The sequence below is a fragment of the Gleimia hominis genome (assembly GCF_032085515.1).
In the GTDB taxonomy this organism is placed as follows: domain Bacteria; phylum Actinomycetota; class Actinomycetes; order Actinomycetales; family Actinomycetaceae; genus Gleimia; species Gleimia hominis.
In genome coordinates, this window is sequence record NZ_JASXSX010000001.1 from 720,234 (window position 1) to 733,042 (window position 12,809).

A 12,809-nucleotide genomic window follows, 5' to 3' on the forward strand; every position below is an offset into this window, starting at 1 on the left:
AAAACCGGGTGCACCTGGGGCTTCAACCAAGAGGGTAAGCCCCAGGTGCCTTGCCGGCACGCTGACAATACACGTCCCAGCCACCCAGAGCCTCAGGCAACACGGACACGCCTCACGGCCACGAGCCACCTACCCATAGTGCGAACTGGAATCCACTCCTATCGGCAAGCTACAACCGCTGCTGGCGCACTTCCTCAGGAAAATCCTGGGGTCTATCCGTGATAACCGCATTCGCACCCCACTGCGCAAGTTCCACCGCACGCGAAACCTCATTCACGGTCCAAACATTCACGTCAAACCCAGCATCACGCATACGCTCAACCTCATGCTCGCGTAAAGACTCAAAACTCGGATGAATCGCCTCCGCACCCAAAACTTTCGCATGCCGAATCCACGCATCCACACGCTCTTCGCCAGGGGAAACCAAGAAATCCTCCGACGGATCATAAAGGCACGCTAAACGCGCCTGCGGCATAATCGAACGCACCCCCTGAAGCAACTCCAAATCAAAACTAGAAATCAGAAGCTGCCGATCCGCATCAAGTTCACGCAACGACACGCTGATCCCCTCAACCAACGCATCCCGCAACCGCGTACCCCCACGGCAAGGTTTAATCTCCAAATTCGCATCCAACTGCGCGGAATTCATCAGTGAAATAACAGAAGCTAACTCCGGAACAGGTTCAAAACGATACTGGCGTGAAAACCACCCGCCCGCATCTAGTTTGCGCAGGTCAGAGAAACCCTTATTGTAAAACCCGCCTTTACCATTCGTCGTCCGATCGAACTTGTCGTCGTGAATAACAATGAGGGTACCGTCACCCATGATGTCCACATCGAACTCGAACGTAGGTACCCCCACCTCAATACATTTACTAAACGCGGCAATCGTGTTTTCAGGAGCAAGACTGCTCACCCCACGATGCGCAATGACCTTCGGAAAATCCATAAGTACCCCCTCATCCCGTGCACACCAACAGTGCGCCAAAACCAGTAACTAACTGTTCTGCACCAACATTCTCTTGCGGCCACCAGCCTCTCGCAGTGCCGCCTGCCGATCCGTTTCAAAGTACCCTCGTTTTTTACCACCCTCTCGCAGCATCGTTGGCTTCAGCCGCCTCAACGTACCCTCGCTCTACCTCCCTACCGTTCCCCATTTCCGTTCCTCCTGTGTGCTACCAAATCCGCTCCGCATCCCGCATCGTCGTGTCCCAGTCTGCATCGTCGTGTCCTGGTCTGTAGACAGCTCCGTCGTGTCCTGGTCTGTAGACAGCTCCGTCGTGTCCTGGTCTGTAGACAGCTCCGTCGTGTCCTGGTCTGCATCGTCGTGCCACGGTCTGCAGTCCCCAGTCCGCATCGTCGTGTTCCCGCTTTGCGGTCAGTACAGTGTGTCCTGCACACCGGGATCTAGGTATAGTTCCTCATCCACACGGCTGGGAAGCACGTTCTTGATATAAGACTTCGTTGCCTCAGGTAGGGGTACGTCGCGTTGTTGTTGTTGCGCTAGGTACCACCGGTGGTCTAGAACCTCATGGAAAATCTGGGCGGGTTCACGCTTGCCCTTCAACTCGTTGGGGACAGCGCGGACAGTTGGTTCGAAAACGTCATTTAACCACGCGTGTGCTACTAACTCCAACGGCTCATTATTCCTGCCCTGCAATGCCCGGTAGGTGTGAAGGTCGTTGAGCATCCGCCGGGCCTGGCGTTCACCCACGTCCAACCCGGTTAGTCGCATTATCTGACGGTGATGATGCCCCGCATCCACCACCTTCGGTTGAATCACAATGCGGGTACCATCCACGTCGGTTGTAATGTTCAGCTCACCGACGTCGAAGCCCAGTTCGTTCAACCGTTTAATCCGCTGCGACACCCGCCACCGTTCGTTCCCTTGGAAACTTTCCTCTTCCGTAAGTTCACTCCAAAGCTTGTGGTAGCGTTCTTCGATCCGGTTACCTACCTTGATCACGTCCACATCTTCGTCGAGGATCTCGCCACCCTGCAGATCCATGAGCTCGCCAATGATGTTGGTTCGCGCAAGGTCCACGTCGTAATTGCGTTGTCCGGAGGTGAGTTTTTCATGCAACTCACCGGTCTCCGCGTCCACCAGGTACCCCGTGAACGAATCGGCATCTCGCCGAAATAATGTGTTCGACAGCGACACATCCCCCCAGTAGAAGCCCAGCAAGTGCAGGCGCACCAGTAGTGCAGCCAGTGAGTCAATGAGGCGCGTAGCTGTTTCAGGCCTCATAATTTGTGAGAAAACCGCGCGATACGGCAGGGAGAACTGCAGGTGCTCAGTAACCAGTGCGGGAGTCAGCTCCTCCCCATCCCGACTACGCCGACCCGTGATCACAGCCGTGGGGGTCACGGACGGCGCGCCAAGCCGAACCAGGTCACGAAGCAGCCCGTACTCATGGTACGCAACGCTTTCACCAATTTCTTTCACGGCAATCACGCGGCCAGAGAGGTTCACGAACCGAACGGTGTGCCGGGAAATACCACGTGGCAGTGCTGCCAGAAGATCCTCCGGCCAATCCTCCAACGCAACATCCCAGGGGAGGTCCAACAACGCGGGGTCCAGGTTCGCCGCCGTAATCTGCATTCCTTGTGGCATGCTTCCATTGTTGCAAAAAAGTGCTTCCCGCATAGCGAACGCGCGGCACCAACCTCGTCTTGAGTATGTGCTGGCTTAATCTTGCGATTATTTTACCTGAGGTCCGGCCTTCCAATTATTTTCCTGAGGGTGGGCGGCGGACACGCGAAACTATGCTGCAAAAAGCTGGAAAAGATTTAACCGGTGTCGGACCAAAAAGCGCCTGTCGGCGCGAAGGCCGCTCGTAGCGGCAGATGTTGGAGCCCGGGGCTTTATTGGCCCGACACCTTGTGGTTAGTCTACTGCATATGACGTTTAAAATCGCGCCGGCATGCCCTCAGTGCGAGTGGTCGGAGTCCCTTTTGTGAACACGCGGCATTTCCAAGCTGGAGTGCCCGGCACGCCTCAGGAAATCCCAAAGTAAACAGGTTGACGTGCCAAACCTGCCTAACCGTCCAAAGCCGTCTGGCCTGTCAACGCAGCCAAACCCGCCAAACTGTCCAACGCGGCCAAACCTGCCAAACCGCGCGTTTGCATCCTGGAAAACGGTGTGGAGAATGTGGCACGATGCAGTCATGACCGACACGCGCGACAACCAGTTTCCCCGCAAACCCCCACGGCCGGGTATGCCACGCTCCGGTGCTAATAGCAGATCGGCCGGCCGAAGCCCTTCAACTTCAAGAAGGCGAGGGCCAACCCCAAGGGGCCGTGCCGCAGCCCCAAGCAGTCGCACTTCAACTTCAAGAAAGCGAGGGGCAACCCCAAGGGGCCGCACCGCAACCCCAAGCAGCCGCACCGCAACCCCAAGCAGTCGTGCAGCAACCCCAAACAGTCGGGCCTCAAAGTGGAATAACCGAACGAAAACGCGACGTGGCCGCGGCAGTGCCAGCGGAAGCGGTGGAAAGAAAAGCCGGTTTGATACGGTACTGCGCTTATCTGCACGGCATGTGTCCGCCTCGTGTGCAATCTTGCTAAGCGTGCTGATGGTGGTGCTGTATGCGGGTACGGGGAAGCAGGACGTGGTTACATTTGTGCTGCTTGTCGCGTTTTCAATCTTGTCGTACGGGTGGGCAGAATTGGTGGGGGTACCTGGGCGGAAAACCATTGGGGTAAGTGTTGCTTTAGTAGGTGTTTGCGCTTTGGTGGTAACGCGTTTAAGCGGTACCTTCGCGTGGGGTGCCGTTGCCGCGGTGTTCGCCATTGCTGTTTCCGCGGTAGGGCAAATGGTGCGCAAACCACCTCGGGAACACTTAACCGATTCTTTGGCCGCCAGCGTCTGCGGCGGTATTTTCACGGCGGTGGGAACCGTGTGGCTGTCGGCTGCTAGCTCACCTGACTGGCAGCCGGTGCTAACCAGTGCCGCACTAATCCTCGTTACGTGCGTGGTGGGTAACCAATGGGGTACCTCGGTTCGGTCGAACCTCATCGGCAGTGTCGTGTGCGGTGCTGTGAGCGGCCTGATTCTCGGTGGTGTAACCGTTGCGATGTCCCTACATTCCCGCGTTGTCCAGATGATGATGCCCTCCATTTCCAGTGGAATATTGAGCGCATTAACCACCCTGACGCTCACCATGCTTCTGGGAATAGGTATCGGACTCGTTGTTGCGGCAATAGATATTGTTTTCGGTGAACATGGCCGGCGCTGCAACGAAACGGGTGCGCTGGCTCGTGGGGCGTTGAAATTTGTTGCGTCCGGCATGCCCGTTTACGTACTACTGCGCATTGGGGGGATGTGACCGCGCGGTTTTGCAGCACACGGACTTGGGGGTACCTTGCGGGGCAGTACGCTTGTTTTGCGTTAAATGCGCTTGAGGTACCCGCTTGCTCAGAGCGTGTGATTAGATCAACGGGTTTTCTAACAGAGGGTGCCTTAGAGTAAAAGCATGATTGTTATTCCTGAGAACTTACCTCCAAAGCTAGCGAAACTAACGTGGCTGCTCGGGTCGTGGCGTGGATGGGGTACCTCCGGTGAAGGTGCTGGAGATCCCGTCTTGATCCGATTCGACGCGCAAATCCTGGGTGAACAAGTGCGCACAAATACGCAGCTAATAGCTGTTGAACAGGTGGGCGAACTGAGCGCAGAAACGAACGCGGTAGATGGGGCTGCTGCGCTGAAGCCTGTAAAACTGCTGTGGGAAGAATCTGCGTACTGGTCTGTTGTGGACCCAGACAAAGGCGTGCTGCAAATATCCTCAACCCGCAGTGACGGGCTCTGTGCCCTGTGGGCCGGCAAGGTTGATGGGCCGCGGATGCGACTACTCGTTGACACGCTCGTGAGAGCCAGTGGGGCACCGGAAATCAAGCAGGGTGAACGGCTCTACGGATTAGTGGAATCGGATGTGTTCTTCACAGAAACCCTGAAGGGCGCGGAGCAAATGGTGACTTCCGGCCGCGTCACCAGGGTTGAAGATCCGAAACCTGGTGGTGAGAACGGTCTTGCACCGAGTGAGGGTACTTCGGATGCAAGTGAGGGTACTTCGGATGAGTGAGCAGCAAGCTGAAGGTACCACTCCGCAGATAAACCAAAGTACCCCCGCCGGTAATCCAAGTACCCCCGCGAGTACCGAGGGTACCTCGGTAAATACCGAAGGTACCCCCCTGCATTTTGGGGACATGTCGGGCGAGCAGTGGGCATTAGAGAAGGGGGAGGCCGTTACCCCCCTGAGCCATCTGGGTGTCGTGAGGGTATCTGGGGCGGATCGGCAGTCTTGGCTCACGACGCTTTCGTCTCAGATAATTACTGGAATGCAGCCCGGGCAGTCGCGTGAGCTGCTGCTTTTGGATGTGCGCGGGCACATAGATTTTGCTGCGGCTGTGGGTGACGACGGTGAAGGTACCCTCCTGATTTTGGAACGTGAACGCGTGGATTCTCTGGTTGAATTTCTTAATAGCATGAAGTTCATGTTGCGCGTTGAAGTTGCGGATATTTCAGACGATGTTGAGGTCTTCGGTCGCGTGGTACCTAAGGGAACTGCGTTTGATGTGTTGGAGGGATCGGCTTTCACGTGGGTGGATCCTTGGCCTGACGTGCAGCCTGGGGGTGCTACCTATACGCCTGAGGGATTCAACCACCCAGCGGATTCACGTCGGCGCGTGTTAGATCTGATTCCGAAGGCGAAAGCGCAGGCAGTGAGCTCCAAGTACCCTCAAGCGGGAATGGTCGCATGGGAGGCACTTCGGGTGGAGGATTTGCGGCCCCGGTGGGCTACGGAAGTGGATGCGAAAGCGGTTCCGCACGAGCTGGATTGGCTCCGTACTGCAGTGCATATTGATAAAGGCTGCTATTGCGGTCAAGAAACGGTGGCGCGGATTCTGAACTTAGGGCGGCCCCCGCGACGTCTGGTGCTGTTGCAGTTAGATGGTTCGCGTTCGTGGCAGGCCCAACACGGTGATGAAGTCAAGGTTGGGGAGCGGCGAGTGGGAGTGGTTACGACTCCGGTTCGGCATGCGGATTATGGCCCCATGGCGCTCGCGCTGGTGCGTCGCGGTTTGGACCCGGCGGTGCAAGTGGATGTAATGACTGAGGATGGTCCGGTAGCTGCTGCGCAAGAAATAGTCGTTGACCCTCAGGGGAAATCGTCTGTATCTCCCGAAGAACGGCCTGGCGCAAATTTGCGGGGCGGACTGGGGCGGCAACTGCGGCGCGGACGCAAAACAAAGTGAGCCTAACGGTCAATCGCAAAACAAAGTGAGCCTAACGGTCTACCGGGGTAAGGAAGCTGGCTCAACGAAATCGTGTGGAAGTAATTGAGCTAAGGAAAGAGGGGTAATGCGGGCGTTAATTCAGCGGGTAAATGGTGCACAGGTGAGTGTCGACGGGGAAGTGATCGGCGCGATTGAGGGCGAAGGTCTGTGGGTGCTCCTGGGGGTTACGCATGCGGATGGGCCGGACCAGGTGAAGGTGATTGCCCGTAAGATCGCGTCTTTGCGTTTACTGCATGAGGAAAAGTCCGTGACCGATGTGGATGCACCCGTGCTGCTCATTTCGCAGTTCACCTTGTATGGCGATGCGCGGAAAGGTCGGCGTCCTACGTGGAGTAAAGCGGCTCCCGGTGAGGTTGCGGAACCGCTTGTTGATGCGGTTGCGAAGTCCCTGCGCGAAGAACATGGAGTGCATGTGGAGACGGGCCAGTTCGGTGCCGACATGCAGGTGCGACTAGTTAACGATGGCCCGTTTACCATAATGGTGGAATCCGAAGCGTAGCTCGTTGCGCTTGCGCGGCGAGTTTTGTGGTCGCGCACTTGGTCCTGGTTACGTGACGAGTTGTGACTGCCGAGTTAGTTGCGCTTGCGTAGCTCGTTGCGCTTGCGCGGCGAATTTTGTGTAAATCGACATTTTTGCTTATATAGCGGTTCAGCCTCGAGGATAAGTATCTTGAGGTGCTCGCGGTGAGGGTACCTAGCTTACGTTCCACGAGGGTACCTGAGCGGAAACCCTCGTTTGCCTGGTCCGTAAACCACGCGGGTACCTGGGCAGAAACTCCCACTTGGCGGGTTCGAAAACCACGAGGGTACCTGAGCAGAAACCCCCGCTTGGCGGGTTCGTGAACCACGCGGGTACCTGGGGAGTTTTCTTTCTCGCCCTTGGTGAACAGGCGGGACTTTGTGGGCGCAGTTAAATAGTCTTGTACCAGTTGTATAGGCAGGAGGATTCATGTTCGAACGGTTTACCGATCGTGCCCGTCGCGTTGTGGTGCTTGCACAGAACGAGGCGCGCAACTTGAACCACAATTACATTGGTACTGAACACCTTTTACTGGGGTTAATCCAGGAGGGTGAGGGAGTTGCGGCTAAAGCGCTCGAAATGATGAACATCGAACGCGAAGCCACCCGGAACGCTGTTATTGAAATAATTGGTGAGGGACAGCAGACAAGCACCGGGCACATTCCTTTCACGCCCCGGGCAAAGAAGGTGCTGGAGTTGTCGTTGCGCGAAGCGCTGCAGCTGGGGCACAACTACATCGGTACCGAACATATTCTGCTGGGTCTGATCCGTGAAGGCGAGGGCGTGGCTGCGAAAGTGCTGACGGAACTGGGGGCGGACCTGTCTCAGGTGCGGCAAACAGTTATTCAACTTCTGCAGGGGTACCAGCGTTCAGGTGCGGACGGGCGCGAAAGCGTGGGGGTTGGCGCGCCCACGCGCGGTGGTCAGCAGCAGGCTAACTCCGCGGTTTTGGAACAGTTCGGCCGGTCCCTCACGAATGCGGCGCGGGAAGGTGAACTAGACCCGGTAATTGGCCGCAAGAACGAGATGGAACGGGTCATGCAGATCCTGTCTCGGCGCACTAAAAACAATCCTGTGCTGATTGGTGAACCCGGGGTTGGTAAAACCGCGGTTGTAGAAGGGTTAGCGCAAGCGATTGTCCACGGCGAAGTTCCAGAAACGATCCACGATAAGCAGATTTACAGTCTGGACATGGGCTCCCTGGTGGCGGGTTCGCGTTACCGCGGTGATTTTGAGGAGCGCCTCAAGAAAATTTTGAAAGAGATTAAGAGCCGCGGGGACATCATTTTGTTCATTGACGAGATCCACACGCTCGTCGGTGCCGGTGCGGCTGAAGGTGCGATTGATGCGGCGCAGATTTTGAAGCCGATGCTGGCGCGGGGTGAACTGCAAACCATTGGTGCGACCACGCTGGATGAGTACCGGAAGTATATTGAGAAGGACGCGGCTTTGGAGCGGCGGTTCCAGCCGGTTAAGGTGGATGAACCGTCGGTTGATGAGACGATTCAGATCCTCAAGGGGCTGCGCGATCGGTACGAAGCACATCACCGGATCATTATTACGGATGAGGCCTTAGCGGCGGCCGCGCAGATGGCGGACCGATACGTGTCAGACCGGTTCTTGCCGGATAAGGCGATTGACCTGGTGGATGAGGCGGGTGCGCGGATGCGTATCTTGCGGATGACGGCTCCGCCGGAACTGCGGGAGCTTGATGAGAAGATCGCGGACGTGCGTCGGGGCAAAGAATCAGCGATTGACGACCAGGATTTCGAACGGGCCGCGTCACTGCGTGATGAGGAGAAGCAGCTGATTGCGCAGCGCGAAGAAAAGGACGCTTCTTGGCGGTCTGGGGACATGGATACGATAGGTGAAATTGGGGAACCTGAGATCGCTGAGGTTCTGGCCATGTCGACTGGGATTCCGGTGGTTAAGCTCACGGAGGGTGAGTCGAAGAAACTGCTGCGGATGGAAGACGAGCTGCATAAGCGGATCGTGGGGCAGGATGAGGCGGTTCGGGCGATTGCGCAGTCGATTCGCCGTACGGGTTCTGGTTTGAAGGATCCGCGCCGGCCCGGTGGTTCGTTCATTTTCGCTGGTCCCACGGGTGTTGGGAAGACGGAGTTGGCGAAGGCGTTGGCGGAGTTCTTGTTCGGTGATGAGGACGCGCTGATCCAGCTGGATATGAGTGAGTACTCTGAGAAGCACACGGCTTCGCGCCTGTTTGGTGCGCCTCCGGGGTACGTGGGGTATGACGAGGGTGGTCAGCTGACTGAGAAGGTTCGTCGCCGCCCGTTCTCCGTGGTTTTGTTCGATGAGGTTGAGAAGGCGCATGCGGACATTTTCAACTCGTTGCTGCAGATCCTGGAGGAAGGCCGGCTCACGGATTCGCAGGGCCGGGTCGTGGACTTTAAGAACACGATCATTATCATGACCACGAACCTAGGTACCCGCGATATTAACAAGGGTGTGCTGACTGGTTTCCAGGCTGAGGGGTCGTTGGTGAATGATTACGACCGGATGAAAGCGAAGGTTAATGAGGAGCTGAAGCAGCATTTCCGGCCGGAGTTCTTAAACCGTGTGGATGAGACGATTGTGTTCCCGCCGCTGACGAAGGAACAGATTGTGAAGATCGTGGATCTCATGATTGTCCAGTTGGAAGGCCGGATGAAGGAGCAGAACATGGGGCTGGAGGTCACGCCTGCTGCCCGGCTGCTGCTTGCAGATAAGGGGTTTGACCCGGTCCTTGGGGCCCGTCCGCTGCGGCGCGCGATTCAGCGTGAGGTGGAGGACGCGTTGTCTGAACGGATCTTGTTTGGCGAGATTCATGAGGGTGACACCGTGGTTGTCGACACGGAAGGTGAGAAGGGGGAAGAGGTTTTCACATTCACTCCGCGTCCGCACGCAGATGATGGTGAGAAAGCTCTGACCGCGGGATCTGATGACGCGGAGTCTGAGAAATAGAATCAGCAGCGCACCAAAAGTGGGCTGACTGCTCGCCGCTGGTGTTGCTATGTTGAGGTGCCGGTAGTTACCTGTCGGGTAGCTACCGGCATTCGCGTGCTTGGGCACTACGGCCTAGACACCCAGCTGCTAAGGTGACTTAAGTCGCACTAGTTTGGTAGTCTTGATGTCGCAAAAGAACAAACGTCGCGTAAAAAACGATGTGACAACGAAGCACATGAAAGGACCGTAAATGGTCAAGTACGTTTATGACTTCTCTGAAGGCGACAAGGACATGCGTGACTTGCTGGGTGGCAAGGGCGCGAACTTGGCGGAAATGACGAAACTGGACCTTCCAGTACCTCCCGGGTTCACGATCACAACGGATGCGTGCCGGGCGTACCTGGAGAAAGGGTCGGTTCCAGAGAAGCTATCCGTAGAGGTCACGAAGCACTTGCGGGGGATGGAGGACCTCATTGGCCGGCGGCTAGGGGATAGTGAAGATCCGCTGCTTGTTTCGGTGCGGTCGGGTGCGAAGTTCTCGATGCCCGGCATGATGGAGACGGTCCTGAACATTGGTTTGAATGACGAGTCCGTTTTGGGGCTGGCTAAAGTAGCTGATGACGAGCGGTTTGCGTGGGATTCGTACCGGCGTCTAATTCAGATGTTCGGTAAGACCGTTATGGATATTGAGGGAGACGGGTTCGAGGAAGCACTGTCTGCAATTAAGGAAGAACGCGGAGTGCGTTTCGACTATGAGCTGACGGCAGATGATTTGAAGGAACTCGTTTCGACGTTCAAGAAGATCGTTAAAGAAGAAACGGGGCGGGAGTTCCCGCAGGATCCTCGTGAGCAGATGGATCAGGGGATTGAAGCTGTGTTCCGCTCGTGGAATACGGAGCGGGCGAAGATTTACCGGCGCCGGGAACGGATTCCACACACTCTGGGTACAGCTGTGAACGTGCAGACAATGGTGTTTGGCAATATGGGGGAGACGTCCGGTACGGGCGTGTGCTTCACTCGCGACCCCTCCACCGGGCACTCAGGTGTGTACGGTGACTATTTGATGAACGCGCAGGGTGAGGACGTGGTTGCGGGGATCCGGAACACGGAGGCACTGGCGACTTTGGGTGAGCATGATGAGAAGTCGTACAAGGAACTGCTTGGGATTATGCGTCGGTTGGAGACGCATTACAAGGACATGTGCGACATTGAGTTCACGATTGAGCGGGGCAAACTGTGGATGCTACAAACCCGCGTGGGGAAGCGGACTGCGGCGGCTGCGTTCCGCATCGCGACCCAGCTTAACGATGAGCGTTTGATCACGCAGGATGAGGCGTTGGGACGCGTGTCGGGTGCACAGTTGACTCAGCTGATGTTCCCACAGTTCGACGACGAAGCGGAGAAAGTTCTGCTGACTCGTGCGATGGCCGCTTCCCCAGGTGCTGCAGTGGGGGAGATTGTTTTTAATAATGAGGAGGCTGAGGAGGCCGCAGCTGCGGGCCGCCCGTGCATCCTGGTGCGCCGGGAAACTAACCCAGAGGACCTGCCGGGCATGGTCGCTGCTGAAGGTGTGTTGACGTCACGCGGTGGGAAAACCTCGCACGCGGCAGTGGTGGCGCGCGGCATGGGGAAGACCTGTGTGACGGGTGCTGAAGCGCTGACGGTGGACGTCAATACGCACACCATCAAAGTGGGCGACAAGGTCTTGAAAGCGGGGGACACGATCGCTATCGACGGCACCACCGGTGAAGTGTTCGTCGGTGACGTACCGGTCGTTGATTCCGTGGTGACCACGTACTTGACGCGTGGTTTAGAAGAGGGATTGGCCGCAGCTAAGGGCGACAAGGACATGATTGAACTTGTGCATTCCGTGGATCGCCTGTTGACTCACGCTGATAAGGTCCGTCGTTTGGATGTGCGCGCGAACGCGGACACGCCTGAGGATGCAGCGCGTGCCCTCGGGTTTGGCGCCCAGGGGATTGGACTGTGCCGGACTGAACACATGTTCCTAGGGTCTCGACGGGCTCTGATTGAACGGGTAATTCTGTCTGAGGAAGGTACTAGCGACCGGCAGGAAGCGTTTGATGCGCTTGAGGCACTGCAGAAAGACGATTTCAAGAAGATCTTGAAAGAGATGGATGGCAAGCCCATGACGGTGCGTCTAATTGACCCGCCGCTGCATGAGTTCTTGCCGGATCTGACGGATCTGGAAGTGAAAGTCGCTGTCGCTAAAGCCACGGATGGGAAAGCGGATGAGAAAGACGAGCGTATGCTTGAGGCCGTGCGGCGGATGCACGAGTCGAACCCCATGCTCGGTCTGCGCGGTGTGCGCTTAGGGATTTACTTGCCGGGCTTGTTCACGCTGCAGATCCGCGCGCTCGTCGATGCGGCTGTGGAGTTGAAGAAGGAAGGTGCGGATCCGCATCCGGAGATCATGGTGCCACTGGTTGGGTCTGTGTCGGAGCTGGCGCATATTCGCAGTGAAGCAGAGCAGATCGTGGCTGAGAAGACGAATGGTTACGACCTGGACGTGCAGATTGGCGCGATGATCGAGCTGCCGCGCGCCGCGATTACAGCTGAAACGCTCGCGGAGGAAGCGGACTTCTTCTCGTTCGGCACTAACGACTTGACGCAGACAGTTTGGGGTTTCTCCCGCGACGACGTTGAGGGCGTGTTCATCCCGAAGTACATTGAGGAACAGATTTTCGGGGTGTCTCCGTTTGAAACCATTGACCAGCACGGTGTGGGCCGCCTCGTCCAAGAAGGGGTTGAGCGCGCCCGGTCGACGAAACCCGATATTAAACTCGGCGTGTGTGGTGAGCACGGTGGGGACCCAGATTCCATCCGGTTCTTCCACCAGGTTGGGTTGGATTATGTTTCTTGCTCACCTTTCCGGGTGCCTGTTGCCCGCCTTGAGGCTGGTCGCAGCGCAGTGCTGGACTAGGTGCTGACTCGGTGCTTGGCTGTACTCGGCTTGTTCCGTGTAAGTGCCTGACTGCACGTTAATGGTGCTGCGTTAGGGCCTGACTGCACGTTAATGGTGCTACG

The 12,809-nt window shown here is 56.9% G+C and carries 8 protein-coding genes; 6 read left to right on the forward strand and 2 right to left on the reverse strand.

Going from position 1 to position 12,809, the window contains the following annotated elements:
• Positions 1–169: 169 nt before the first annotated feature.
• Together QS713_RS02965 and QS713_RS02970 are read right to left on the reverse strand one after the other, a co-directional pair.
• On the reverse strand, positions 170–949 hold the full coding sequence (locus QS713_RS02965) for a glycerophosphodiester phosphodiesterase family protein (RefSeq protein WP_313272317.1): 780 nt from the start codon (positions 947–949) through the stop codon (positions 170–172).
• A gap of 429 nt (positions 950–1,378) precedes the next feature.
• The gene (locus tag QS713_RS02970; RefSeq protein WP_313272319.1) at positions 1,379–2,614 is read right to left on the reverse strand and encodes a DUF4032 domain-containing protein; all 1,236 of its coding nucleotides are present in this window, start codon (positions 2,612–2,614) and stop codon (positions 1,379–1,381) included.
• A gap of 926 nt (positions 2,615–3,540) precedes the next feature.
• On the opposite strand from QS713_RS02970, the gene QS713_RS02975 reads away from it, so the two are divergent.
• The 6 genes from QS713_RS02975 (at position 3,541) to ppdK (ending at position 12,705) form a co-directional block, all read left to right on the forward strand.
• Entirely contained in the window at positions 3,541–4,329 is a 789-nt protein-coding gene (locus QS713_RS02975) for a hypothetical protein (protein ID WP_313272321.1), read from the forward strand.
• A gap of 147 nt (positions 4,330–4,476) precedes the next feature.
• The gene (locus tag QS713_RS02980) at positions 4,477–5,082 is read left to right on the forward strand and encodes a heme-binding beta-barrel domain-containing protein (RefSeq protein ID WP_313272322.1); all 606 of its coding nucleotides are present in this window, start codon (positions 4,477–4,479) and stop codon (positions 5,080–5,082) included.
• Positions 5,075–6,256, forward strand: a complete 1,182-nt coding sequence (gene ygfZ, locus QS713_RS02985; protein ID WP_313272324.1) for a CAF17-like 4Fe-4S cluster assembly/insertion protein YgfZ — start codon at positions 5,075–5,077, stop codon at positions 6,254–6,256. The genes QS713_RS02980 and ygfZ overlap by 8 nt, the downstream gene beginning before the upstream one ends.
• Before the next feature lie 106 nt (positions 6,257–6,362).
• Positions 6,363–6,797 carry a D-aminoacyl-tRNA deacylase gene (gene dtd / locus QS713_RS02990; RefSeq protein ID WP_313272325.1) on the forward strand — a complete coding sequence of 145 codons (435 nt, stop codon included), beginning with the start codon at positions 6,363–6,365 and terminating at the stop codon, positions 6,795–6,797.
• A 450-nt stretch (positions 6,798–7,247) separates the two neighbouring features.
• Positions 7,248–9,779: an ATP-dependent Clp protease ATP-binding subunit gene (locus tag QS713_RS02995; RefSeq protein ID WP_313272327.1), complete on the forward strand. Its 2,532-nt coding sequence runs from the start codon at positions 7,248–7,250 to the stop codon at positions 9,777–9,779.
• A 232-nt stretch (positions 9,780–10,011) separates the two neighbouring features.
• A complete protein-coding gene (gene ppdK, locus QS713_RS03000) occupies positions 10,012–12,705 on the forward strand; it encodes a pyruvate, phosphate dikinase (RefSeq protein ID WP_313272329.1) in 2,694 nt (897 codons plus the stop codon).
• The last annotated feature ends 104 nt before the right edge of the window (positions 12,706–12,809 follow it).

Excerpts from the sequence above, each read along its gene's own strand:
- QS713_RS02995 (WP_313272327.1), top strand. The coding sequence starts at position 7,248 with ATGTTCGAACGGTTTACCGATCGTGCCCGTCGCGTTGTGGTGCTTGCA.
- ygfZ (WP_313272324.1), top strand. The coding sequence starts at position 5,075 with ATGAGTGAGCAGCAAGCTGAAGGTACCACTCCGCAGATAAACCAAAGT.
- QS713_RS02965 (WP_313272317.1), bottom strand. The coding sequence starts at position 949 with ATGGATTTTCCGAAGGTCATTGCGCATCGTGGGGTGAGCAGTCTTGCT.
- QS713_RS02980 (WP_313272322.1), top strand. The coding sequence starts at position 4,477 with ATGATTGTTATTCCTGAGAACTTACCTCCAAAGCTAGCGAAACTAACG.
- ppdK (WP_313272329.1), top strand. The coding sequence starts at position 10,012 with ATGGTCAAGTACGTTTATGACTTCTCTGAAGGCGACAAGGACATGCGT.
- dtd (WP_313272325.1), top strand. The coding sequence starts at position 6,363 with ATGCGGGCGTTAATTCAGCGGGTAAATGGTGCACAGGTGAGTGTCGAC.
- QS713_RS02970 (WP_313272319.1), bottom strand. The coding sequence starts at position 2,614 with ATGCCACAAGGAATGCAGATTACGGCGGCGAACCTGGACCCCGCGTTG.